General features: G+C 41.7%; 19 protein-coding genes. 17 read left to right on the top strand and 2 right to left on the bottom strand.

Annotated features, from left to right (window positions below; translation table 11 throughout):
* On the top strand, positions 1–315 hold a 315-nt coding region (locus ABWO12_RS08935; RefSeq protein ID WP_353088486.1), incomplete at its 5' end, for a PLP-dependent transferase.
* 73 nt (positions 316–388) lie between these two features.
* Here the strand turns inward: ABWO12_RS08935 and ABWO12_RS08930 are convergent.
* Positions 389–1,183 (bottom strand): THC0290_0291 family protein, encoded by a 795-nt coding sequence (locus ABWO12_RS08930; protein ID WP_353088485.1) that lies wholly within the window; start codon positions 1,181–1,183, stop codon positions 389–391.
* 254 nt (positions 1,184–1,437) lie between these two features.
* On the opposite strand from ABWO12_RS08930, the gene gdhA reads away from it, so the two are divergent.
* The 6 genes from gdhA to ABWO12_RS08900 all read left to right on the top strand — a co-directional run bounded on the left by gdhA (position 1,438) and on the right by ABWO12_RS08900 (position 10,817).
* On the top strand, positions 1,438–2,781 hold the full coding sequence (gene gdhA, locus ABWO12_RS08925; protein WP_353088484.1) for an NADP-specific glutamate dehydrogenase: 1,344 nt from the start codon (positions 1,438–1,440) through the stop codon (positions 2,779–2,781).
* A 113-nt stretch (positions 2,782–2,894) separates the two neighbouring features.
* The gene (gene porZ, locus ABWO12_RS08920; protein ID WP_353088483.1) at positions 2,895–5,222 is read left to right on the top strand and encodes a type IX secretion system anionic LPS delivery protein PorZ; all 2,328 of its coding nucleotides are present in this window, start codon (positions 2,895–2,897) and stop codon (positions 5,220–5,222) included.
* A 77-nt stretch (positions 5,223–5,299) separates the two neighbouring features.
* Entirely contained in the window at positions 5,300–6,013 is a 714-nt protein-coding gene (gene recO, locus ABWO12_RS08915) for a DNA repair protein RecO (protein ID WP_353088481.1), read from the top strand.
* Positions 6,014–6,250: 237 nt separating this feature from the next.
* Positions 6,251–9,652 (top strand): isoleucine--tRNA ligase, encoded by a 3,402-nt coding sequence (ileS, locus tag ABWO12_RS08910; protein ID WP_353088480.1) that lies wholly within the window; start codon positions 6,251–6,253, stop codon positions 9,650–9,652.
* An 8-nt stretch (positions 9,653–9,660) separates the two neighbouring features.
* The gene (locus ABWO12_RS08905) at positions 9,661–10,041 is read left to right on the top strand and encodes a TraR/DksA family transcriptional regulator (protein WP_073361760.1); all 381 of its coding nucleotides are present in this window, start codon (positions 9,661–9,663) and stop codon (positions 10,039–10,041) included.
* A gap of 104 nt (positions 10,042–10,145) precedes the next feature.
* Positions 10,146–10,817 (top strand): lipoprotein signal peptidase, encoded by a 672-nt coding sequence (locus ABWO12_RS08900; RefSeq protein WP_353088479.1) that lies wholly within the window; start codon positions 10,146–10,148, stop codon positions 10,815–10,817.
* Here the strand turns inward: ABWO12_RS08900 and ABWO12_RS08895 are convergent.
* The gene (locus tag ABWO12_RS08895) at positions 10,787–11,368 is read right to left on the bottom strand and encodes a 5-formyltetrahydrofolate cyclo-ligase (protein ID WP_353088478.1); all 582 of its coding nucleotides are present in this window, start codon (positions 11,366–11,368) and stop codon (positions 10,787–10,789) included. The genes ABWO12_RS08900 and ABWO12_RS08895 overlap by 31 nt on opposite strands.
* A 178-nt stretch (positions 11,369–11,546) precedes the next feature.
* Between ABWO12_RS08895 and uvrC the strand changes: the two genes are divergently transcribed.
* The 10 genes from uvrC to pgi all read left to right on the top strand — a co-directional run bounded on the left by uvrC (position 11,547) and on the right by pgi (position 25,266).
* Entirely contained in the window at positions 11,547–13,373 is a 1,827-nt protein-coding gene (uvrC, locus tag ABWO12_RS08890; protein WP_353088476.1) for an excinuclease ABC subunit UvrC, read from the top strand.
* Complete coding sequence (locus ABWO12_RS08885; protein WP_353088475.1) at positions 13,357–15,585, top strand: patatin-like phospholipase family protein; 2,229 nt, start codon at positions 13,357–13,359, stop codon at positions 15,583–15,585. The genes uvrC and ABWO12_RS08885 overlap by 17 nt, the downstream gene beginning before the upstream one ends.
* 78 nt (positions 15,586–15,663) lie before the next feature.
* Positions 15,664–17,304: an amino acid permease gene (locus tag ABWO12_RS08880; RefSeq protein WP_353088474.1), complete on the top strand. Its 1,641-nt coding sequence runs from the start codon at positions 15,664–15,666 to the stop codon at positions 17,302–17,304.
* A gap of 179 nt (positions 17,305–17,483) precedes the next feature.
* Positions 17,484–18,641, top strand: a complete 1,158-nt coding sequence (locus tag ABWO12_RS08875; RefSeq protein ID WP_353088473.1) for a homogentisate 1,2-dioxygenase — start codon at positions 17,484–17,486, stop codon at positions 18,639–18,641.
* A 4-nt stretch (positions 18,642–18,645) separates the two neighbouring features.
* Positions 18,646–19,107 (top strand): hypothetical protein, encoded by a 462-nt coding sequence (locus ABWO12_RS08870; RefSeq protein WP_353088472.1) that lies wholly within the window; start codon positions 18,646–18,648, stop codon positions 19,105–19,107.
* A gap of 13 nt (positions 19,108–19,120) precedes the next feature.
* On the top strand, positions 19,121–20,281 hold the full coding sequence (hppD, locus tag ABWO12_RS08865; protein WP_353088470.1) for a 4-hydroxyphenylpyruvate dioxygenase: 1,161 nt from the start codon (positions 19,121–19,123) through the stop codon (positions 20,279–20,281).
* A gap of 291 nt (positions 20,282–20,572) precedes the next feature.
* The gene (locus ABWO12_RS08860; RefSeq protein WP_353088469.1) at positions 20,573–21,349 is read left to right on the top strand and encodes a DUF3108 domain-containing protein; all 777 of its coding nucleotides are present in this window, start codon (positions 20,573–20,575) and stop codon (positions 21,347–21,349) included.
* On the top strand, positions 21,346–22,278 hold the full coding sequence (locus tag ABWO12_RS08855; protein WP_353088467.1) for a tryptophan 2,3-dioxygenase family protein: 933 nt from the start codon (positions 21,346–21,348) through the stop codon (positions 22,276–22,278). Before ABWO12_RS08860 ends, ABWO12_RS08855 begins: the two co-directional genes overlap by 4 nt.
* Complete coding sequence (locus tag ABWO12_RS08850; protein ID WP_502902923.1) at positions 22,275–23,513, top strand: peptidoglycan DD-metalloendopeptidase family protein; 1,239 nt, start codon at positions 22,275–22,277, stop codon at positions 23,511–23,513. Before ABWO12_RS08855 ends, ABWO12_RS08850 begins: the two co-directional genes overlap by 4 nt.
* A gap of 109 nt (positions 23,514–23,622) precedes the next feature.
* Complete coding sequence (pgi, locus tag ABWO12_RS08845) at positions 23,623–25,266, top strand: glucose-6-phosphate isomerase (RefSeq protein ID WP_353088465.1); 1,644 nt, start codon at positions 23,623–23,625, stop codon at positions 25,264–25,266.
* Positions 25,267–25,480: the final 214 nt, after the last annotated feature.

Here is a 25,480-nt window from a genome sequence, read left to right as displayed (position 1 = left end):
GGTTTACCCGATCATCCTTTTCATGCCATTGCCAAAAAACAAATGCGCGATTTTGGGGGCATGGTCTCGTTTACGTTTAAATCGGGAAAAGGCGAAGATGCCATTGCATTTTTAGAGAAAGTAAAAGTATTTACATTGGCAGAATCATTAGGGGGAGTAGAATCTTTAGCCAATCACCCGGCGTTGATGACCCACGCATCGATTCCCGAAGAAGTTCGAAAAGCCGGAGGAATTTCTGATGACTTGGTTCGTTTGAGCGTAGGGGTCGAAGATATTGACGATTTGCTAGCCGATTTGGAACAAGCATTTCGATAGATTATTTTAAAAAGGCATAAAAAAATAAAGCTACAAGTTTATTTGTAGCTTTATTTTTTTGGAATTAATAATCCTATTGTAAGTAATAAATATAACCAAAGTTTAATATTAAGTTCCAGTCGTTTGCTCGGTTTTCAGTATAAATACGTGGATCTGGACTTAAACCATCCACCCAGTTAGAGAAGTAATATTGCCAACGCAATTCTAACATTAAGTCGGATAGTTCCGTTAATTTATATCGGGTTCCGATACTGGACACCAAAGACCACGTTGTGCCACCACGAGTATCAAACGCTTCCAAATACTTGATGGGAGTCACGGTTGGTAAATCTCCTAAACCAGGTCCTAATTCAGAGTAAGCCGTGGGTTTAAAAAACGAGAACTGAGCTCCAAAACCTAAGAACGGTGCCCAAGAGCCAGTTGTCGCTGTAAAATCACGAATACTGAACGGATAAAACTCCAATTGCATCCCGATATTGGTCACCGCAGTACTTCCACGCATGGCCCGTAACTGTTGTGCAGTCAAGGAGTTTCTTCTAGCGTCAACCCATTGACCAAAATGCTGTAAGTTGGTTTTGTTATAGGAAAGTTCCGAACGTAATTTGAAGTGGTCATTGAAATACGTTTCAGGGGTGTAACAGTTACACTCTGCGCGATACGAGAAATTAAGGTAATGAATCAATCCAATTCCAAATCCTGTATTTCCAGCATTGGTTGAAAAGTCATTACGCTCTCCATAATCGGATTGAAAGGCCACCGGACCAAAAATCCCCCCGATTTCGTGGGAAAACCCATATTGCGCTGCCGTACGGTGGGTTAATCCCAGCAAAAGCAATAAGGTCAAAATAAAATACTTAGACGTCCGCATACGAGTTTTTTCAATTCCCGACAAATATATAAAAACATCATTCACTTGGAAAACAAATTAAAAAAATACTTCTTTATCTACGAAAAAAAGCATAAAATGTTTTAAAATGGCTTCAAAACCACAAACTTATTCAAGATATCTTAACGTTTAAATAAAAATTATGCGGATTTAAAAAAAATGAACCCCATATTTTTATAAAATGTATATTTGTCGAAATTAAAACGAAAACGTTTTCTTAAACAAACTGATAAAGTATGTCACAAGCAATCCACAATTTCTTAGCCGAAGTGGCTAAAAGAAATACCAATGAGCCTGAGTTCATGCAGGCCGTAAAGGAAGTGGCGGAGACCGTAATTCCTTTCATTGAACAGAATGCCAAATACCAAAACAAAATGCTCTTAGAGCGTATGGTTGAGCCCGAGCGTGTCATCATGTTCCGCGTGTGTTGGATTGATGATCAAGGAAATACACAGGTAAACCGTGGGTATCGTATTCAAATGAATTCAGCCATCGGACCTTACAAAGGAGGGATTCGATTCCACCCTTCTGTGAACTTGAGTATTTTAAAATTTCTTGCGTTTGAACAAGTATTCAAAAATAGTTTAACCACACTTCCTATGGGAGGTGGTAAAGGAGGTTCAGATTTTGACCCAAAAGGAAAATCAGACAATGAGATTATGCGTTTTTGTCAGGCCTTTATGACAGAACTTTCACGCCACATTGGAGCAGATACCGACGTACCTGCTGGAGATATTGGTGTGGGAGGTCGTGAAGTAGGCTATATGTTTGGTCAATATAAAAAATTACGCAACGAATTTACAGGCGTTTTAACAGGAAAAGGCATCACGTTCGGAGGTTCATTAATTCGTCCTGAAGCAACCGGTTACGGCGATGTTTATTTTGCCCAAAACATGTTGGCAACTCGCGGCGAAAGTTTTACAGGGAAAACTGTAGTGGTTTCTGGTTCTGGAAATGTAGCCCAATACGCCATCGAAAAAGCAACCCAATTGGGAGGAAAAGTCGTTACGGCTTCTGACTCTTCAGGATACATCTATGATGCTGATGGAATTGATGCTGAGAAATTGGCCTATATCATGGAAATCAAAAATGTACGTTACGGTCGTATTAACGAGTATGTTGCGAAATATCCCAAAGCCACTTTCGTAGCTGGCAAACGTCCTTGGGAAGTGAAATGTGACATTGCTTTACCTTGCGCTACCCAAAACGAACTAAATGGAGAAGAAGCCAAAATGTTGATTGCCAACGGTTGTATTTGCGTGGCTGAAGGCGCTAATATGCCTTCCACACCCGAAGCTATCGAGGCATTCTTGGCCGCCAAAATCTTGTTTGCTCCCGGAAAAGCATCCAATGCGGGTGGGGTAGCGACTTCTGGATTGGAAATGTCGCAAAACTCCTTGCGTTTAAGCTGGACCCGTGAAGAAGTTGACCAACGTTTACACAAAATTATGAGTGATATTCACGAGTCTTGTGTGAAATATGGTAAAGATGAAACCGGATTTGTTGACTACGTTCGTGGTGCAAATATTGCAGGCTTCGTAAAAGTAGCCGATGCAATGTTAGGGCAAGGCGTCGTCTAGTCTTTGAAAACATGATTATACAGCAAACCTTCTCTCGTTTTGAGAGGAGGTTTTTTTATGCTTTCGATATGATTTTACGTAATATTGCGTTACGATACTACTATCCTTTCGCTATGAAAAAACACATACTGATATTCCTGTTCCTCGTTCAATGTGTTGGAGCGCAAACCAACCGCTTGTGGCAGGGGTATTTTTCGTTTAACCAATTGGGGGCTTTAACCCAGCGAGGGTCTACCGTATATGCGGCCTCCGAGAACGCCCTTTTTTTTCAAAAACCTGATGGATTTCTAGAAACCATTACCAGTGTCAATGGCTTAAAAGCAGAAACCATAACGGCCATTCATTATAGCGAGGCTTTTCAAGTACTTTTAGTGGGTAACAGCAATGGCTTATTATTGGTTATACAAGCCGATGGAACCGTAGCTTTCAAAAACGGTATTCTTACCGAAGTACCCGTACCCGCCGGCCAAAAGCGTATCAATCATTTTTCGGAGTTTGATGGAAAGGTCTATCTTTCTACCGATTATGGGATTTCGGTGTTCAATTTGAACCAAAAAGAATTCAGTGACACCTATTATATTGGTGATGGTGGCGCCCAAACAAGGGTTATTCAAACCACGGTATACAACAATTCGATCTACGCTGTTATGGGGAACTTTCGTATCAAAAAAGCGGTTGTGACCAATCCGTTTTTGATCGATTTTTCCCAATGGGTTTTGCACGACAGCGGCTTTTGGTATAGCGCCCAAGCGTTTCAAAATCAATCGGTTTTTTTTAATACTGATGGCAACGTTTACCGTTGGAATGGAACGTCCTATACCTTATTGTTTTCTGTGGGGCAACCGCCTATTGATTTTCGAACCACCACCGATTATATCGTAGTGACTACTGCCCAAAAAGTAATGGTAGCCAATGCGGCGGGTGTAGTTTTGGTCAATTACACTACCTCCAATTATACCCCACAACCCGTAACCTTCAATGCTGCCACGGTAGCTGATGAAACGGTTTACATAGCCACCAATGAAGTAGGCTTACTACAGTTTCCCTTAAGCACACCCAGTAATGCCGCACCACTCAAACCCGATGGTCCCGATTTGAATCAACCTTTTCGTTTAAAAAAAACAGAGGATAAATTATTTGTGACCTATGGACGTTTCAATTTTACTTACAACCCCTATAATCCAAATCCGCCGTTTCAACCCTACCTTTTTCCCATCAATTATTTTGACAAAGAACAAGGATGGAGCAAAATACCAACCACCGATGTGCTGAACGCCCGAAGTTTGACAAACTTAGTGGTTAACCCCTCCAACGCTAATGAAATTTTTGTAAGTTCTTATTTCTCGGGGATTTTAAAATTGGAAGATTTGGTACCGACCACTTTATTCAACCAAACCAACACGGGGGCTAACGGGTTGGAATCGATACAATTAATACCTCCCGATCCTTCGTATATTGACATTCGTATCAATGGATTGGCCTACGATTCCCGAGGTGATTTATGGTTGACCAATGCCTATGTCGATAAAGGATTGAAAGTGTTTCGAAAAACAGGACAGTGGCAATCGTATGATTTAACCAATATTTTCACCGAACCTTTTTTTGAGCGTTACGGACAAATAGCCATCGATAAAAACAACACCAAATGGATTCCCACGTACCGAGCCAATGGGTTGGTTGCATTTAATGAAAATTACAGCAATAAATTTTTATTTGTCAAAACCGGAACCGAAGGTAACCTGCCCAGTTTGGATGTGCGTTGTGTAGCCATAGACAACCGAAATCAGGTGTGGATTGGAACGGCACGGGGAATGCGAACGTTATCCTCAGCCGATACCTTTATCACCGCCGAGTCCTTGCAATCTCGCCCCATTATTATCAATGAAGTCATCAACGGTCAAACTCTTGCGCAAGAACTCTTTTTTGAACAAGTGGTGTTGGATATTTGTGTCGATGGCGCCAATCGCAAATGGGTTTCCTTGGCCGATTCTGGGGTGTTTTTGGTGTCTCCCAACGGACAAGAAACGATTTATCAGTTTACCAAAGAAAATTCCCCCTTACCGAGCAACACCGTGAATGATATTGAAATTGACGGAACAACCGGAGAGGTCTTTTTTGCCACCGAAAAAGGATTGGTTTCTTTCAAAGCCAATGCTACCGCACCCAGCGATGATTTGGCCAGTGTATTTGTGTATCCGAATCCCGTTCGCCCTGAATATGCGGGAACGGTAAAAATTGCGGGTTTGACCGATAAAGCGGTGATCAAAATTACCGATATCGAAGGAAATTTGGTTTTTGAAACCACCGCAGCGGGAGGTACTATCGAATGGGATACGACCGCTTTTGGAAAATACCGAGTGGCCTCAGGAGTCTATATGATTTTCATTTCTGCCCAAGACGGAATTGAAACTACCGTTCGTAAGGTCATGATTGTTCGATAGCCATACAATGAAAGTTGTGTTTTCACATTGGGTAATTTCTTCGTCAACCCTGTTATCAAAAAGGTAAATCTTAAACCATGCTCGTAAAAACCAAAGCGATCGTTTTGTCGGCCTTAAAATATCAAGAGAAAAGCTTGATTGTAAAGTGCTATACCCAAAGCGACGGCCTCAAATCGTATTTTGTGCCAAATGCGTTTTCGGGAAAAAAGAGCGCCTCCAAAATGGCCTATTTTCAACCGTTGACGCTGCTCGAAATTGAAGCCAACCACAAGAATAAAGGGACGTTGGAACATTTTAAGGAAATTCGCTTGGCGGTGCCGTACCAGTCTATCCCGAGTCATATTGTGAAAAGCACCATCGTAATTTTTCTCTCCGAAATATTGCACCACAGCATTCGGGAGGAAGAGAAAAATAGCCAACTGTTTGCCCTACTAGAATCCGCATTATTATGGTTGGATGCCCATGATGATATTGCCAATTTTCATTTGATTTTATTACTCGAAGTCACCAAATACCTCGGATTTTATCCTGAACAAGGCAATACAACCGATCCGTTTTTTGAAATGATTGAAGGCATATTTGTGCCTTTTCAAGGAGTCAGCTGCTTGAATGCGCACGAGACGGTACTTTGGCGTAAACTCATGGAACAAAAAATCGAAAACCCTGGAAAAGTGTTCACCAGCACCGAACGCGCGATTTTGCTCAAAATTCTTTTGGATTTTTATGCCATCCACCTCGATGCTTTCAAAAAACCAAAGTCGTTGGAGGTACTTCGGGAGGTGTTTGCTTAGGGGGAGGGGAGTCACCAGTCACTAGTCACCAGCCTGCCTGCCGGCATAGGCAGGTCACAAGTCACTAACCCCCATCAACCTGATTTTGTTACAGCATCCGTAAGCAGCCTTAGCAACTTTGCATTTCCAGCAAACGCTATCTAAATTATTCCTAAAAATCAGTGCCCTTGCATCAATTTTATCTACTTATATGCCAAATTTCATTACTTTCGCAAACTGATTTAAGAAAACCACAAAATGCGTACTAAGTTTACTGAATACAAAGGACTTGACTTGCCGCTAGTAGCCGAGGAAGTGCTGAAGTTTTGGAAAGAAAATAACGTTTTTGAACAAAGTGTTACTTCGCGCGACGGAGCTACGCCTTATGTGTTTTTTGAAGGACCGCCATCAGCCAATGGATTGCCGGGTATTCACCACGTGATGGCACGCGCAATCAAAGATATTTTTTGCCGGTATAAAACCCAAAAAGGATTCCAAGTAAAACGAAAAGCGGGCTGGGATACCCACGGCTTACCGGTTGAATTGGGGACCGAGAAAGAATTGGGCATCACCAAAGAAGATATTGGCAAAACCATTTCGGTCACCGAATACAACGAAGCGTGTAAACGTACCGTCATGCGCTATACCGATGTGTGGAATGATTTGACGGAAAAAATGGGTTACTGGGTTGACATGAACGATCCGTATGTAACCTACAAATCCAAATACATGGAGACCGTTTGGTGGTTGTTGCAACAAATCTATAACAAGAACTTGTTGTACAAAGGGTACACCATTCAACCCTATTCGCCCAAAGCAGGAACGGGTTTGTCTTCGCACGAAGTGAACCAACCCGGTACCTACCGCGATGTGACCGATACCACGATTGTGGCACAATTTAAAGCGGTTCCCGATAGCTTGCCGACCTTCTTACAAGGTTTCGGAGACATTCATTTCTTGGCTTGGACGACCACACCTTGGACGTTGCCCTCAAATACCGCCTTAACGGTCGGACCCAAGATCGATTACGTGTTGGTAAAATCATTTAACCAATATAAATTCGAACCCATTCAAGTGATTCTGGCCAAACCCTTGCTAAGTAAAGTTTTTGGTGGAAAATATACGGCAGCTGAAAGCGAAGCCGATTTTACCAACTACAAATCGGAAGACAAAAAGATACCTTATGCGGTGCTTGCTGAAGTCAAAGGGGCGGATTTGGTAGGGATTCGCTACGAACAACTGTTACCGTATGTGTTACCCTACCAATCGCCAGAAAATGCTTTCCGCGTGATCTCGGGTGATTTCGTTACCACAGAAGATGGTACGGGTATCGTGCATACCGCGCCAACGTTTGGGGCCGATGATGCCAAAGTAGCGAAAGAAGCCACGCCTGAAGTTCCACCAATGTTGGTGTTGGACGAGGCAGGGAATCCGGTGCCACTAGTTGATTTGCAAGGGCGTTTTATTCAAGGCTTGGGTGACTTGTCGGGCAAATATGTAAAGAATGAATATTACAACGAAGGGGAAGCCCCCGAGAAATCGGTCGACGTCGAAATCGCTATTCGTTTAAAAGAAGAAAATAAAGCCTTCAAAGTGGAGAAATACGTACACAGTTATCCCCACTGCTGGCGCACCGATAAACCGATTCTCTATTATCCCTTAGATTCGTGGTTTATCAAAATTACGGAAGTCAAAGACCGCATGTTTGACTTGAACTACACCATCAACTGGAAGCCAAAAGCGACTGGAGAGGGACGTTTTGGGAATTGGTTGAAAAACGCCAACGATTGGAACTTGTCGCGTTCGCGCTACTGGGGTATTCCTTTGCCCATTTGGCGTACCGAAGACAAAACCGAAGAAATCTGTATCGGTTCGGTCGAACAGTTGTACAACGAAATTGAAAAAGCGGTGGCTGCCGGCGTAATGAACGAGAATCCGTACCGCGGATTTGAAATCGGAAATATGGACGAAGCCAATTATGATTTGGTGGACTTACACAAAAACATCGTGGATAACATCGTATTGGTAGCACCTTCAGGAAAAGCCATGAAACGGGAATCTGATTTGATTGACGTATGGTTTGACTCGGGTGCCATGCCCTATGCGCAATGGCATTATCCGTTTGAAAATAAAGCGTTTATTAACAACAACGAAGCCTTCCCCGCTGATTTTATCGCAGAAGGAGTGGACCAGACGCGTGGCTGGTTTTATACCTTACATGCCATTGGTATCTTGGTGTTTGATAAAATAGCGTATAAAAATGTCGTGTCTAATGGCTTGGTGTTGGACAAAAACGGACAAAAAATGTCCAAACGTTTGGGCAATGCCGTAGATCCGTTTGAAACATTGAAAGAATTCGGCCCCGATGCGACGCGTTGGTACATGATTTCCAATGCGAATCCTTGGGACAACTTAAAATTTGACATCGAAGGTGTGGCGGAAGTACGCCGTAAGTTCTTTGGAACACTATATAATACCTATTCGTTCTTTGCTTTGTATGCCAATATCGATGGATTTACCAACCAAGAAGCCGAAGTGCCGTTAGACGAGCGTCCCGAGATTGACCGATGGATCCTTTCGGAATTGCATACGTTGATCCAAACTGTGGATGAAGCCTATGCCGATTATGAACCTACAAAAGCTACACGTGCGATATCCGATTTTGTGCAAGAGAACTTAAGTAACTGGTATGTACGTTTATGCCGTCGTCGTTTTTGGAAAGGCGAATACGGCACCGATAAGATTGCGGCGTATCAAACATTATATACATGTTTGGTTACAGTGGCAAAATTGTCGGCTCCTGTGGCACCCTTCTTCATGGATCAGTTGTACCGCGACTTGGTCAATGCAACGGGAAGCCCTGAATTTACTAGTGTTCACTTGGCAAATTTCCCCGAATTTGTTGAAAAATTTGTTGATAAATCGCTGGAGCGTAAAATGTTAAAGGCGCAAACCATTTCTTCGTTGGTTTTATCCCTGCGTAAGAAAGAGATGATTAAAGTTCGTCAACCCCTGCAAAGAGTAATGATTCCAGTACTTGACGCCACTTTTAAAGCAGAAATTGAAGCGATTTCTGACTTGATAAAATCAGAGGTAAACGTCAAAGAAGTAGCATTATTAGACGATGCTTCTGGGGTGTTGGTAAAGCAAATTAAACCCAATTTTAAGGCTTTAGGCCCTCGTTTTGGAAAGGATATGGGGTTGATTTCCAAAGCGATACAGTCATTCTCCCAAGACCAAATCAATGCGCTTGATGCTAAAGGGTCGTTGGATATTGAAATTTCAGAAAAAAATTTAACTTTAACCTCCGAAGACGTAGAGATTACCTCGCAAGACATTCCAGGGTGGTTGGTGGCTAATGCCAACGGGATTACAGTAGCCTTAGACATTACTTTAACCGAGGAATTAAAAGAAGAAGGAATTGCCCGCGAATTGGTCAACCGAATTCAAAATATCCGTAAGGACTCTGGATTTGAAGTTACCAATACAATCGAAGTTGTTTTGCAACGCAACGGTGAACTAGAACAAGCCATAGAAAACAATAAGGCTTATGTTTGTTCCGAAACATTGACCCGTTCGCTTACTTTTACCGATGTGTTGGAAGAAGGAACCGAACTCGAATTTGATGACATAAAAACAAAAATATTAATCTCAAAATAGGAATTATTATGGTAGAAGAAAAATTGAGATATTCAGACGCTGATTTAGCAGAATTCAAGGAATTAATCTTAAAAAAGATTGAAAAAGCCCAAGCCGATTTAGAGCTAATTAAAAGTGCGTATATGAACGATTTAAACAACGGAACTGACGATACTTCGCCTACGTTTAAAGCGTTTGAAGAAGGAAGTGAAACCATGAGTAAAGAAGCGAATTCGCAATTGGCTATTCGTCAAGAGAAGTTTATTCGCGACCTGAAAAATGCATTATTCCGTGTAGAAAACAAAACCTACGGTATCTGTAAAGTGACCGGGAAATTGATTTCCAAAGAACGTTTAAAAATCGTACCCCACGCTACGATGAGTATCGAAGCCAAGAACATGCAACGCTAAGAAATTCCAATGATTTAGTGAAACGCTCCGATAAGGGGCGTTTTTCTTAAAAATTGAGTACTTTTGCCGCACACTATAACAAACCCGTTACATTCCTGTTTGTCATGAAACTTAGAAATGCCGCCTTACTAATTTTTCTCTTATTGGCGATCGACCAATACTCCAAGATTTACGTGAAAACCAATTTTATCTTGGGCGAACAGGTGAAGGTATTTAGTTGGTTTAAATTGTATTTTATAGAAAATGAAGGAATGGCTTGGGGAACTGTGATTCCGGGCGAGTATGGCAAATTTTTTCTAACACTTTTCCGCATTATTGCTGTAGGAGTTATCGCCTATTGGTTATGGGATTCAGTGAAAAAACGCAAAAACAATTTCTTGATTGTTGCCATCAGTTTGATATTCGCAGGAGCCCTCGGAAACATTATTGACTCTGTATTCTATGGGGTTATTTTTGACGATAGTACGCACCGTTTAGCCACCCTTTTTACCGATCAACCTTATGGAACGCTTTTTCATGGAAAAGTAGTGGATATGTTTTATTTTCCCATAATTGAAGATTATGTACTGCCCTCGTGGATTCCCCTGTGGGGCGGCAAAGAAATTACGTTCTTCAATGCAATATTCAATGTGGCCGATGTAGCCATTTCTACTGGTGTTGGCATTTTGATAGTGTTCAACAAACGCGCATTTGCCCACACTCCCGAGCCATCAAATGTAACCATCGCTCCTTGGGAAGGCGAAACTCAAGAGGAAGTCTCAACGACAAATGAATAAACCGTCTCGGGGGTTATACAATAATTCAAGCGAATATCTTCCGCCGATGCATCGGTAATTTCTGGAACCGCTTCAAACAGTGATAACCCTATTTTTAAAGTTTCTGGCCGACATTTTGCTAAAAATCGGTCGTAAAAACCTTTGCCATAGCCTACGCGATTGCCTTTGGTATCAAAAGCTAGTAACGGAATAAAAACGACATCCAATTTGGTTTCGGACACTTCAATGCCATCCACCGGCTCGGGAATGTCATAGGCATTTTTACGAAGTTGGGTGTTTTCAGTGAGTAAAAAATGGGAGAGCGTCCCCAGTTTAAAATCGCTTTTCGAAAGCACCACTTCTTTGTCTTTTCCAAAGAGAATTTGCAAAATATACTCGGTTTGAATTTCTTTTTGGGCTTCAATTGTCATGAAAAGATGGTAGTATACGTAGTCCCAAATAGGCAAACGCAGCAATTGGTTGGCAATTTGCAGACTTTTGAAATCGATTTGTTCTTCGTTCAATGCCGCGCGTTTAACTTTATACAAGGACCGCAATTCTTTTTTGAGCATGGGGTGCATTTTCAGTTCTATGGTAAAGGTACGAAATTGCACCGAAGTCGCCCAAATCCTTCGGGATGGGTGTTAGGAAAAATAAAGCAGGTCGCCCACAAGTGGGGTATGGCGTTAAAAATTAATTTCAGAACAATTTTCCGCGCTTGTTCTATGTATTTTTGTAAAAAAGAATTCGATGGCGCTCTCTCCTTCTTTGGAACTTCAAGTACAAACGTTACCCGATAATCCCGGCGTGTATCAGTATTTTGACGCCGAGGGAAAGCTCTTGTACGTTGGAAAGGCCAAGAATTTGAAAAAGCGGGTCTCCTCGTATTTCAATAAATTCCATGACAATGCCAAGACCAATGTCATGGTGCGAAAGATTCACGACATTCGCCATATTGTCGTAGCCACCGAAGCAGATGCCTTGTTGCTGGAAAATAATTTGATTAAAAAACTCCAGCCGCGTTACAACGTACTGCTTAAAGATGACAAGAGTTATCCGTGGATTTGCATTAAGCGCGAATCCTTTCCGCGGGTTTTTTCCACCCGAAAAATGATCAAAGACGGGTCGGAATACTTCGGTCCTTATACCAATTTTAAAGTGGTGCATACGATTTTGGATATGATCAAAGAATTGTATCCGTTGCGCACGTGTCAGTTGGATTTAAAGCCGGCCAACATCAAAAGTGGCAAGTTTAAAGTCTGTTTAGAGTACCATATTGGCAATTGCAAAGGCCCATGCGAAGGCTTGGAATCAGAGCAACATTATCTCGACCAAGTGGCTGCCATTCGGCAAATCTTGAAAGGAAATTTTAAAGATAGTTTACGGGATTTTAGAAAGAAAATGCAAGAATATGCCGCCGAAATGCAATTTGAAGAAGCCCAAAAGATGAAGGAGAAAATCGAAGTCTTGGAGAATTACCAAGCCCGTTCGACCATCCTCAATCCCAAGATTTCCAACATCGACGTTTTCTCTATAGTTTCCGATGAAAGCATGGCTTTTGTCAATTTTTTACAAATAGCCCACGGAGCCATCATTCGTTCGCATACCCTTGAACTTAAAAAGAAATTGGACGAAACCGACGAAGAACTCTTAGCCCTAGCGGTTGTGGAAATGCGCGAGCGTTTTGGGTTGACTTCCAAAGAAATTGTCGTTCCTTTTCCTTTATATTTTGGCGAAAATATAAAAGTGACCGTACCGCAATTGGGCGATAAAAAACAAATTTTAGAATTGTCGCAACGCAATGCCAAATACCATCGGTTGGAGCAGTTGAAGCAATTGCAAATCGTCGATCCCGAGCGGCATACCCAACGAATTATGGCGCAGATGCAAAAAGATTTGCGCTTGTCTGTTGAACCGCGACATATTGAGTGTTTTGACAACTCCAATATTCAAGGAACCAATCCCGTTTCGGCTTGTGTTGTATTTAAAGACGGTAAACCCAGTAAAAAAGATTACCGCCATTTTAATGTAAAAACCGTAAAAGGGCCCAATGACTTTGCTACCATGGAAGAAGTGGTGTACCGCCGGTATAAACGCTTATTGGACGAAAACGAACCCTTGCCACAATTGATCATTATTGATGGAGGCAAAGGCCAATTATCGTCGGCATTGAAAAGTTTGGAAGCCTTGAATTTACGTGGAAAAATAGCCATCATTGGAATTGCAAAACGCTTGGAAGAATTGTTTTATCCCGACGATTCCGTGCCTTTGTATTTGGACAAAAAATCGGAAACCTTAAAAGTCATTCAGCATTTACGCAACGAAGCCCACCGTTTTGGCATTACCTTTCACCGAGATAAACGAAGCAAGTCGGCCTTACAATCGAGTATGGAAACCATTCCGGGTATCGGAGAAAAGTCGATGCAAGCGTTACTAAAACATTTTAAAAGTGTTAAAAGATTGAAATTGGCGACTGAAAGTGAAATTTCGGAGGTTGTAGGGTCATCGAAAGCCAAAAAAATTTACGAATTTTACCAAACCAATACCAATAAAGACCATCTTGAAACCAATACGTAAACGCCTGCTCGAAGTTTTTCCTTTTTATTCCACCCTGTGGGTATTCGGGATGTTGTGCTTCGGTGTAACTTTGGGGTACAGCCAAGAGGTTACCCCGCGTCCCAAAGTAGGTGTAGTTTTGAGTGGTGGAGGAGCCAAAGGGTTTGCGCATATTGGAGTGCTGAAGGTTTTGGAAGATGCAGGAGTGAAAATAGACTACATCGGCGGAACCAGTATGGGCGCTGTAGTAGGGGGATTATACGCTTCGGGATACAGTGCGCGCCAAATCGACTCCATTTTTCATGACACCAATTTTGACGAGTTATTAAGCGATTACATTCCCCGACAATCCAAAAGTTTTTATGAAAAGCACAACGACGAATTGTATGCTTTGACCCTTCCCTTTGATAAGTTATCCATTGGTATTCCGATTGCGTTATCTCGCGGCCTTTATAATTATAATTTGTTGAATAAGTTACTGCATAACGTGCGTCATGTACGAAAATTTGATCAGCTACCTATTCCTTTTGTATGCGTAGCTACCAATATTGAAACTGGCGAGGAAGTTATGTTGCGCGAAGGCTATCTTCCCGAGGCGATTCTGGCGAGTTCGGCTTTTCCTAGTTTGTTTTCTCCCGTTGAAATTAATGGCCAATTGTTGATTGATGGGGGTGTTACCAATAATTACCCAGTGGAAGAAATTCGTCTAATGGGCGCCGACATCATCATTGGCGTGGATGTACAAGATGACTTACAAACTCGCGAAAAGCTCTCGGAAGCGACTCGAATTTTGGTGCAAATTTCCAATTTGGAAATGATTCAAAGTATGAAAAGAAAACAGTTGCTGACCGACATTTACATCAAACCCGATATTAAAAATTATTCGGTGATTTCTTTTGACAAAGGCCGAGAAATTATAGCCAAAGGAGAAGAAGCAGCCCGGGAATCGTGGGAAAAATTTAAAAAACTAACGAACCGTAACTATCAATTAATTGAAAAACCATTACAACAAGATAGTTTGCAAATTAACCGCATTACCATCAATGCATTAAAGAATTATACCCGAGCATTTGTGATTGGGAAATTGGGATTCAAACAAGGCACAAAAATCAGTTATGCCGATTTAAAAAATGGGATTAATAAACTAACGTCTACGGGCAACTTTAGTGCTATTTTGTATCAAATTAATCCGATTAATGATGGCGAAGAGTTGGAACTTCGTTTGACAGAAAGTAAAAATAAAACGTTTTTGCGTTTCGGCCTTCATTACGACGGTTTGTACAAAAGTGCCGCTTTGGTTAATTTGACACAAAAGAAAATCCTCTTTCGCAATGATGTTTTTTCAGTAGATGTCGGACTAGGCGATAATTTCCGGTATAATTTGGATTACTATATTGATAATGGATTTTACTTTAGTTTTGGGTTAAAATCCCGTTTCAACCAATTCAATCGAAATGTATCTACCGACTTCAATAACGGTGCTTTTTTTGATCAAGAAGGCATTAATGCAATCAATGTAGATTACTCCGATTTTTCACACCAAGCCTATCTTCAAACGGTTTTTGCGCAGAAGTTTTTGATTGGAGGCGGCATCGAATTGAAGCATCTTGAAATTAAATCCAAAACGCTTGAAAATCAAAAGCAGGTCTTTGAAGACAACAATTATTTGAGTGTTTTCGGGTATTTAAAATTCGATTCGTTAGACAATAAATACTTTCCCAAAAAAGGCTGGTTTTTTAATGGAGAGATCAATTCCTATCTCTATTCTTCCGATTACGCCAACAATTTTGAGCGATTTACCATCATCAAAGGGGAGGCAGGCATTACCCGAACCTTTCACAAAATTTTCAATCTACGCCTACAGTCTGAAGCGGGCATCAATATCGGGGATAACGGGTCAAATTATTTTGATTTTGTGTTGGGAGGCTATGGGTATCAAACCATCAACAATTTTAGGCATTTTTACGGGTACGATTTTGTGGGCGCTGCTGCTGACAGTTACATCCGAGCGTTGGCAACAGTCGATGTTGAATTTTACAAAAAGAATCATATTAATTTTTCGGCCAATTATGCCAACTTAGAAACGGGTAATTGGTTGCAAGCGCCCATGATGTCTGGGTATGCTGTGGGGTATGGCTTGGAGACGGTTATCGGGCCTATTGAAGTTAAATATTCGTGGTCGCCCGAACTTCCGAAAGGCTTTTTATGGTTAAGTGCCGGATTTTGGTTCTAAGCCATCCCATTCCTTTGTTTGTTTTTTCCACAAATACGTTATATTTGGAAGCTATAACATAACCAAAAACAAAATTATATGTCAATTTGGAGAGTAAAACCTGTTTCAGCCTTTGAAGCAGATATGAAAAAAGGCGGACTCAACCGCGTATTAACTCGTTGGGGACTTACCTCGCTGGGGATTGGAGCAATTATCGGGGGAGGTATTTTTACGCTAACCGGAATTGCAGCCCATGATTATGCAGGTCCCGCTTTAGCTTTATCCTTTGTAATCGCTGGAATCGGCTGTTTATTTGCCTCTTTGTGTTATGCAGAGTTTGCCTCTGTATTGCCCGTTGAAGGTTCGGCCTATGCCTATGCTTATGGAACCATCGGGGAGGTTTTTGCCTGGTTTATCGGATGGAATCTAATCCTAGAATACATGATGGGAGCCACCACTGTAGCAGTGGCCTGGAGTGGATATTTCACCAAATTATTGGGTCTATTTCACCTTAAACTCCCACTTTCATTGCTTTCCGACAAAGCTACGGCCATGGAAAAACTCAACCATGCCAAAGCCGTAGATGCAGTAAAAGAATACCTGACAACACATACGACAGCTACCTTTGATCAAATCAAAGAGCACTTTGCCAACGCCGAATTTGCAAGCGCGTTTAAAAGTTTGACCACCCTCAAAGATTTTCAAAATTTTGCCAACGGTGAAGGGGTTGCGCAATTTGCTGAGCACTATTCTTCTATCGATTTATCGGGTATTGTTTTTAATTTACCAGCGTTTTTAATCACTTGGGTTATTACCGCTATTTTGATAAAAGGAATCAAAGAAGCGGCAAAAACCAATAATATCATTGTGATTATTAAAATTGCCGTGGTGCTTTTCGTCATTATTGCTGGTGCCTTTTTCATTGATACCGACAATTGGGTACCTTTCATTCCTGCCGAAACCAAGACGATTGTGGATGGGGTAGAAAAAATTAATTTTGGTTTTGGGGGCGTTTTAACAGCTGCGACCATTGTCTTTTTTGCGTATATCGGATTTGACGCCGTTTCAACCCAAGCAGGAGAAGCCATTAATCCGAAAAAGGATGTGCCTTTTGCCATTGTCGCTTCGTTGGTGATATGTACTATTCTATATATTTTGGTATCCTTAGTGCTCACCGGTATGGTTCGTTTTGATCAGTTGGATAAAGCCGCTCCCGTTGCCTCAGCCTTTAGTGGTGTTGGTTTGACATGGGCTACGTTTTTAATCACCATTGCCGCAACCGCGGGATTAATGTCGGTGATGTTGGTGATGATGTTGGGACAAACGCGAATTTTCTTAGGGATGTCTAAAGACGGATTACTCCCCGGGTTCTTCAAAGATTTACATCCCAAATACCTTACACCGCACAAGAGTACGTTGTTGGTAGGATTAATTATTTCTATTGTAGCCGCGTTAACTCCTATTGAAAAAGTATCAGAAATGTGTTCCATGGGTACCCTTTTGGCTTTTGCTATGGTTTGTATGGCAGTAATGGTGTTGCGCGTGAAAAAACCTGAACTAGAGCGTCCTTATAAAACACCTGCTGTTTACGTGGTAGGAACTCTTGGCGTTGGGTTTAACTTGTTCTTGATGACCCAAGTCCGCACCGAAACTTGGTATACCTTTATCATTTGGGGGACCTTGGGGATTTTGGTTTATCTGTTATATAGTAAACGACATTCCAACTTAGAAAAAGAATAAATTGAAAGCCACAGTATTGTGGCTTTTTATTTTTTACGATATTTGTTCGTATGAACGGTTGGAATGGTTTACGGTCCTATCTGAAATTCCTCATCAAGAGAAATCCTGAGTGAGTCGAGTGCTAATATGCTTTGTTTTCAACCCTTTCGGGGTTATTGTTAACCATAATCCTTTCAATTATGCCGATTTATCACAAATTAGGAGATACTCCCCACAAGCGACACATTCAGTTTCGCAAACCCAACGGCGACTTGTATTATGAGCAACTTTTTGGCACCATCGGTTTTGATGGCATGTATTCCAATTTGTACCATGTACATCGTCCGACACAAGTCAAAGAAATTCGCAGGCAATACAGTGTTGCCCCCAAAATCGCGAAAGCCAATAACATTCAATCCTATCGATTACGCGGATTTGAAGTAACGCCCGAGGATGATTTCTTGGAAAGCCGCAAAATTGTCTTGACTAACAGCGATTGTCACATCGTGTTGGCCGCACCCCGTCAATCGATGACGACCTATTTTTACAAAAACACTGATTCCGACGAAGTAATCTTTATCCATAAAGGTTCGGGAAAACTTCGCACGATGATGGGGATTTTGGACTTTAAATACGGAGATTATTTGGTTATTCCCAGAGGAATGATCTACCAAATGGAATTTGATACCCACGAGAACCGATTGTTTATTGTCGAGTCCCACCGTCCAGTGTATACCCCAAAGCAATACCGAAATTGGTTTGGTCAGTTGCTCGAACACGCGCCGTTTTGTGAGCGTGATATTCGTCGCCCGTATGCGCTAGAAACCCATGATGAAAAAGGTGATTTTTTGATGAAAATCAAGAAGAAAGACGATATTTTTGAGTTGATTTATGCCACACACCCCTTTGATGTAGTGGGCTATGACGGGTTTAATTATCCTTATGCGTTTTCGATTCATGATTTTGAACCCATTACTGGACGGATTCACATGCCTCCACCGGTGCACCAAACGTTTGAAACCGATGCTTTTGTCATCTGTTCGTTTGTGCCGCGTTTGTATGATTACCATCCCGCGTCTATTCCTGCCCCTTACAATCACAGCAATATCGATGCCGATGAGGTGTTGTATTATGTCGATGGCGATTTTATGAGTCGCAATGATGTCGAAGCGGGACATATTTCGTTGCATCCTGCTGGGATCCCTCACGGACCCCATCCAGGGGCTGTCGAGCGCAGTATCGGGAAAAAGGAAACGCTTGAATTGGCGGTTATGATTGATACGTTCAAACCGTTGATGGTTACCGAGGAAGCTATGCGTATTGCCGACGATACCTATTATCAATCTTGGCTTGAATAATACCATGCAGCATCATAGATTGCCCGCCGATCCGTTAGTCCTCATTCTGGGAGTAATCAGTTTGTTTATTCTTTTTTTTGTGTGTTGCTGCGGATTTTTAATTCCTTTTTCCCTTGGATTAGCTATCGTGGGATGGGTCCTTGCAGGTAAAAGTTTACGCCTCTATGACGTCGATCCCCAGCAGTATTCAGAAGGCAGTCGGTCTATCGTTTCTATGGGAAAAATATTGTGTATAATTAGCGCCATTATCAACGGGATACTAGCCTTATTGATTACCGTCTTTTTCCTCTTTTTGGATTATGATATTATTGAAAAGTTTTCAAACCAAAACCTATTACAACAAACAAAACAAATCACAACGCGCGCAAAGGATTCAGTAGTGCATGATTCGGTATATGACGATGCTTTATTTAAACGCCCCTCTACCGATACCGTAGCCACACCCGCTCCAAAAACGCGTCCTTAACTTTTTAATTTTTATGGCAAAAGAAATAAAATCCGTAGAGTACGGACTGGAAAAAATCTTTCAAGGCGCCCAAGACTTTTTACCCTTGTTAGGAACAGATTACGTTGAATTTTACGTGGGAAATGCAAAACAATCCGCTCATTTTTATAAAACAGCCTTTGGTTTTCAATCGTTGGCGTATAAAGGGTTAGAAACAGGCTCTCGCGATGCTGTGAGTTATGTATTGCAGCAAGGCAAAATTCGATTGGTATTGACGACCCCGTTGAACAGTGATTCCCTCATTAACGATCATTTGCGTAAACACGGTGACGGCGTTAAAGTTGTTGCTTTATGGGTTGAAGATGCCCGTTCTGCTTGGGAGGAAACCACTAAACGTGGGGCGCGCTCGTTTATGGAACCTACCGTTGAAAAGGATGCTCATGGCGAGGTTATCCGTTCGGGAATTTATACCTATGGTGAAACCGTGCATGTTTTTGTAGAGCGTAAAAATTATGCTGGAACCTTCCTTCCCGGATTTATGGATTGGAAATCCGATTACAATCCAGCGCCACTTGGGCTAAAATACATTGACCACATGGTAGGAAATGTAGGTTGGGGCGAAATGAACCAATGGGTAAAATGGTATGAAGACGTGATGGGATTTGAAAACTTCTTGTCCTTTGATGATTCGCAAATTCATACCGAATACTCTGCCTTGATGAGTAAAGTCATGTCCAATGGCAACGGTCGCATTAAGTTCCCCATCAACGAGCCCGCCGAAGGAAAGAAGAAGTCGCAAATTGAGGAATATTTAGATTTCTACGAAGGACCTGGTGTGCAACACATTGCGGTCGCTACCGACGATATCATTCAAACTGTGGCCGGCTTACGCGCGCGCGGGGTCGAATTTTTACCACCACCACCGCAAGCCTACTATGATGAGATTCCAGCGCGTTTGGGCAAACATATGGAGGTGATGAAAGAGGACATCAAAGCCTTACAAGCCTTATCCATTTTGGTAGATGCTGATGAAGAAGGGTATTTGTTGCAAATTTTTACCAAACCCGTAGAAGATCGTCCTACCTTGTTCTTTGAAATCATTCAACGCATGGGGGCAAAAGGATTTGGCGCGGGTAATTTTAAAGCCCTTTTTGAATCCATTGAACGGGAGCAAGCTTTGCGAGGCACCTTGTAAAAACCTCAAAATGTTGAATAATTGTTAAAATACAACGTTGTAGCTGGGTTATTTTTAATAATTATTTGTTAAAGTAGATATTCTGTTGTTGATAATACAAAAATAGGTAGTACTTTTGACCTCAGAAAACAGGAAAGGTGTAATACTACTTTTGAAAGTAATTACGTTTTTCATAATTTATAGTTTTTTGGTTGGTTAATAGCATAAAAACCTAGTCATTTTTGGCTGGGTTTTTTTGTTTTTTTACATTTGAAACAATAATTGTATGCGGTAAATAAATTTCAGACCATTATGAAAAATCTTGTTTTGCTCAGTCTTTTATTTTTTACCGTATCCTTTGACATGGAGCGCCCTTTGGCTTTTGATGTGGGCGAATGGTTCAAATTTCGTATCCATTACGGTTTAGTTACTGCGGGTTACGCTACGTTGGAAGTTAAAGAATCCACGCGCAACAATAAAAAAGTTTTTCATGCTGTCGGCAAAGGATATACTACGGGTATGTCCCGGTGGTTTTTTAAAGTCGACGACAACTATGAATCGTATTTTGATAAAAATACTGGGAAACCCTATCAATTTGTGCGTAAAATTGACGAAGGTGGGTATACCAAAAATCAGGAAGGGTTTTTCAATCAAGACAAAAATACAGTGTTGGTCAAAGATTATAAGAATAACACCAATGCGGTTTTTGAGACTCCCGAGCAAGTGCAAGATATTGTCTCTACCTTTTATTACCTTCGCAACCATCCGAATGTTGACAAACTAAAGGTGGGTGAATCCATCAATGTGGATATGTTTTTTGACAACGAAACCACAAAGTTTCGGTTAAAATTTATAGGTCGAGAGGATTTAGACACTAAATTTGGCACCGTTCCTTGTATGTTATTCCGTCCTTTGGTGCAAACCGGTCGCGTTTTTAAGGAACAAGAAAGTTTAACGGTTTGGATTTCGGCGGATGATAACAAATTGCCCATTCGAATCAAAGCCAGTTTGATGGTTGGCTCCCTGAAAGCAGATTTGGATGCGTTTAAGGGATTGGCCAATCCTTTTGAAATTAAAGTAAAAAAATGAGTAGCGAACAAACCTCTACCTTGATTGAAGCCTTGGATGAAAAATTCCAAAAGATTAATCAAAACACCGATACCCATCTGGAGGGCCTTTTGTGGGCCAAACCTATCACGTATTGGGATTATATTCAAACCGATGCGCTTTTGAATTTGCAGATTCAACGCACAACACTCCCCGACGAAATGGTGTTCATTATGTACCATCAAGTCAACGAGTTGCTGTTTAAAATGGTATTATGGGAAATCGATCAAGTGTGCCATGCGCAAACGTTGACGACCGATTTTTTTACCGAAAAATTACGCCGCATCAGTCGTTATTTTGATATGTTAACGACTTCTTTTGAGATTATGGGCGAAGGCATGGAAGTGGCGCAATACATGAAGTTTCGCAACACCTTGACACCCGCCAGTGGTTTTCAAAGTGCGCAGTACCGCAAAATTGAGTTCGCCTCCACCGATTTAATCAATTTAATCGACTATCGTTTTCGCGCTACTATCGACCGAAATACACCTTACCGTCACGCTTTAGAACATTTGTATTGGCAAGCTGCAGGAAAAGATCATCGAACGGGAACAAAAAACTATTTGATTCAAGCGTTTGAACAAAAATATGATGCCGAGTTTCTTCGGTTTATGGAGGAGTATAATACCATCAACTTGTGGCAAAAGTTTTCACAACTTCCTGAATCCGATCGTCAAAATCCCGAACTCATTGCCGCTATGCGTCATTATGATCGTACGGTAAATATCACTTGGGTGATGGGGCATTACAATGCAGCCCGCAAATACATTGAAAGCGGACAAGGTAATGGCGAAGCAACAGGAGGTAGCGATTGGAAAAAATATATGCATCCTAAATACCAACGTCGTATTTTCTTCCCTGAATTGTGGAGTGAAACCGAATTAAAACATTGGGGAGAGGATTGCGAATGAGAAGGTCATCGCTAAAAATACTAGGCGTTTTTGGACTCTTTTGGCTCTTGTTTTCCTGTTCACAAAAAGCAGAAGAATACGTTATTGAACCCATGGAGCCTCGGAAACCTATGGTCGATTTCGGATTCAATTTTGACGATTTTAACGTGCATTTCGATACCATTCGCAGTCAAGATACTTTTGAGCGAATTTTAAAAAAACAAAATCTTAACGGACGCAAACCGGCTGAAATTATCGCCAAGGTTAAGGATTCTTTTCCTACCTCTGTGCGGTTTATGAAGCCCTATATTTGTTTGCGCTCCAAAGACAAATACCACAAACTTCAGTACTTGATTTACCAGCCCAACAAAATCGATTACTATTTGGTCGATTTAACCGATTCCATCGTTGGCTATAAAAAATCGCGTCCGCTTACGTTCAAAGTTCGCACGATTGCTGGAAAATTAGACGGCTCGCTTTCCACAACGTTGCGCGGGATGAAGGTCGACCCTTCGTTATCCAACAAATTGCTAAAAGTGTATGCGTGGTCGATTGACTTTTTTAAATTGAAAAAAGGTGACCGATTTGCCGTTAGTTTTACCGAGCGCTATATCAACGATACCATTTACGATGGAGTCGATAGTTTGCGCTGTGCTTTTTTTGAATACAAAGGTGACAAAATCTACGCTTTCCCATTTCAACAAGAGCGCAAAGGACGCACCGATTATTACGATGAAAACGGAAAAGCACTCAAAAATTTCTTCCTCAAATCGCCGTTGAAGTACATCCACATCACATCGCGTTTTTCCAAAAGTAGATTCCACCCCGTTCAACTGCGTTGGAAGGCACACAACGGCACCGATTACGCAGCTCCCACAGGCACACCAATCATGACGACTGCTTCGGGGGTTGTAGAGCAAGCAGGGTACACCGCGGGAAATGGGAATTTTGTCAAAGTCAAACACGACCGAACCTATGCTACCCAATACCTTCACATGTCGCGCATCTTGGCACGACGGGGCCAACGGGTAAAGCAAGGGGATGTTATTGGAAAAGTGGGGAGTACGGGCTTGGCTACCGGGCCGCACGTATGTTATCGTTTTTGGAAAAATGGGGTACAGGTCGATCCACTTCGTATTCAACTGCCCAATGCGCAACCTATGGAAGGAAGAAATTTGCCTCGATTTAAAGAACAAATGCGTCCGTTAAAGCGCGAATTGGATAGTGTGGCCCAAGTGGTTTTCAAAGGACGTTAAAATTTTTCCAACGAAAACGATTTCTTAACAGTGTCGTTCCCTTTTTTGAACGACTTTAACGATTTTTCCCCTATTATTTTAGTTAATTTTGTCGGGCAAAAAAACTCTTATGGCATTACAAGCAATTAATCCAACCCTTACCGCTGCCTGGGCAAAGTTACAAGCGCATTACAACTTCATGCAGCAGCAATCGATCAAAACGTTGTTTGCAGAACAACCCGATCGTGCGCACACGTTTCATATTCAATGGGAAGACTTTTTAGTCGATTATTCCAAAAATGCAATTACCCGTGAAACACTTCAGTATTTGTTGGAGCTCGCTGATGAGGTGCACCTTAAAGAAGCCATTGCTGCTTATTTTGAAGGGGATTTAATCAATCAAACCGAGCAACGAGCGGTATTGCACACGGCATTGCGCAATCCAGCTTCGGCTACCGTTCGGTTCGACGGACAAAATGTAATGCCCGAAATTTTTGCCGTTAAAGAACGAATCAAAACATTTGTCGACGCGATTATTTCGGGAACACACAAAGGCTATACGGGAAAATCAATTACCGATGTGGTCAATATTGGTATTGGAGGCTCTGATTTGGGTCCAGCCATGGCGGTAGAAGCCTTACAGTTTTACAAAAACCACTTGAACGTTCATTTCGTGTCCAATGTAGATGGGGATCATGTACAGGAAGTTTTAAAGAAAGTCAATCCCGAAACGACCTTGTTTGTTATTGTTTCCAAAACGTTTACCACACAAGAAACCCTTACCAATTCGGAAACTATTCGCCATTGGTTTTTACAATCGGCCCAGCCTGCCGACGTAGCGCGCCATTTTGTGGCGGTATCGACCAATACTCAACAGGTAACTGCTTTTGGCATTCATCCCGAAAATATTTTCCCGATGTGGGATTGGGTTGGAGGTCGTTTTTCGTTGTGGAGTGCGGTCGGACTTTCTATTGCCTTGGCCGTGGGATACGAGCATTTTGATCAACTCTTGTCGGGGGCGCATGCCATGGATGAGCATTTTAGAACGACTCCATTCGATCAAAATATTCCAGTTGTACTCGCTTTATTAAGCATTTGGTACAATAATTTTTACGGTGCCGAAAGTGAAGCCTTGATTCCGTATACCCAGTATTTACAGAAATTAGCGCCCTATTTGCAACAAGGGATTATGGAGAGTAACGGAAAAAGTATTGGCCGCGACGGCAATCCTGTCAACTACCAAACTGGAACGATTATTTGGGGGGAACCTGGAACGAATTCGCAACATGCCTTTTTTCAATTGATTCATCAGGGGACCAAATTGATTCCAACGGATTTTATTGGTTTTGTCAAAGCGTTGTACGGTGATCAAAACCATCACGATAAATTAATGTCCAACTTTTTTGCCCAAACCGAAGCGTTGCTCAATGGTAAAACCGAGCAACAAGTTTTGGCCGAGTTTGCACAACAAGGGATTTCGGGGGACAAAGCCGCCTTTTTGAAACCGTTTAAAGTGTTTTCAGGGGACCGCCCTACCAATACCCTTCTTATTCAGCAATTAACCCCTGCTTCTTTAGGAAAATTGATCGCTTTGTATGAGCATAAAATTTTTGTTCAAGGAGTAATTTGGAATATTTTCAGTTATGATCAATGGGGGGTAGAACTCGGGAAACAGTTGGCCAATTCTATCTTGGAAGAAATCGAATTGCAAAAGGTAAAAACCCACGACAGTTCGACAACCTTCTTGTTGGAACATTTCTTAAAGAACCGCTAAAAGAAGTATCCTTTCTTGATAACTAACCGTATTCTCGTGGGCGGGTGCGGTTTTTTTATGGTTTTTACCTATTTTTGTTATCCACTAAAACTAAAATATATGTACGAATTTATACAAAAGTTCCACTCTGGGTGGGCTTATATTGTCTTGACCTTATTAGTTTTCACCGCGATTAATGCTGTAATGGGCCTTAGCTCTGGAAGAGATTTTTCAG

The organism is Flavobacterium sp., assembly GCF_040379285.1.
Lineage (GTDB): Bacteria > Bacteroidota > Bacteroidia > Flavobacteriales > Flavobacteriaceae > Flavobacterium.
This window is presented reverse-complemented; position numbering and strand designations above follow the sequence as displayed.

Coding starts and splice junctions, on each gene's coding strand:
- hppD (WP_353088470.1), top strand. CDS start 19,121: ATGGCAAAAGAAATAAAATCCGTAGAGTACGGACTGGAAAAAATCTTT.
- uvrC (WP_353088476.1), top strand. CDS start 11,547: ATGGCGCTCTCTCCTTCTTTGGAACTTCAAGTACAAACGTTACCCGAT.
- ABWO12_RS08860 (WP_353088469.1), top strand. CDS start 20,573: ATGAAAAATCTTGTTTTGCTCAGTCTTTTATTTTTTACCGTATCCTTT.
- porZ (WP_353088483.1), top strand. CDS start 2,895: ATGAAAAAACACATACTGATATTCCTGTTCCTCGTTCAATGTGTTGGA.
- ABWO12_RS08905 (WP_073361760.1), top strand. CDS start 9,661: ATGGTAGAAGAAAAATTGAGATATTCAGACGCTGATTTAGCAGAATTC.
- recO (WP_353088481.1), top strand. CDS start 5,300: ATGCTCGTAAAAACCAAAGCGATCGTTTTGTCGGCCTTAAAATATCAA.
- gdhA (WP_353088484.1), top strand. CDS start 1,438: ATGTCACAAGCAATCCACAATTTCTTAGCCGAAGTGGCTAAAAGAAAT.
- ABWO12_RS08870 (WP_353088472.1), top strand. CDS start 18,646: ATGCAGCATCATAGATTGCCCGCCGATCCGTTAGTCCTCATTCTGGGA.
- ABWO12_RS08850 (WP_502902923.1), top strand. CDS start 22,275: ATGAGAAGGTCATCGCTAAAAATACTAGGCGTTTTTGGACTCTTTTGG.
- ABWO12_RS08880 (WP_353088474.1), top strand. CDS start 15,664: ATGTCAATTTGGAGAGTAAAACCTGTTTCAGCCTTTGAAGCAGATATG.
- ileS (WP_353088480.1), top strand. CDS start 6,251: ATGCGTACTAAGTTTACTGAATACAAAGGACTTGACTTGCCGCTAGTA.
- ABWO12_RS08930 (WP_353088485.1), bottom strand. CDS start 1,183: ATGCGGACGTCTAAGTATTTTATTTTGACCTTATTGCTTTTGCTGGGA.
- ABWO12_RS08855 (WP_353088467.1), top strand. CDS start 21,346: ATGAGTAGCGAACAAACCTCTACCTTGATTGAAGCCTTGGATGAAAAA.
- pgi (WP_353088465.1), top strand. CDS start 23,623: ATGGCATTACAAGCAATTAATCCAACCCTTACCGCTGCCTGGGCAAAG.
- ABWO12_RS08900 (WP_353088479.1), top strand. CDS start 10,146: ATGAAACTTAGAAATGCCGCCTTACTAATTTTTCTCTTATTGGCGATC.
- ABWO12_RS08875 (WP_353088473.1), top strand. CDS start 17,484: ATGCCGATTTATCACAAATTAGGAGATACTCCCCACAAGCGACACATT.
- ABWO12_RS08895 (WP_353088478.1), bottom strand. CDS start 11,368: ATGCTCAAAAAAGAATTGCGGTCCTTGTATAAAGTTAAACGCGCGGCA.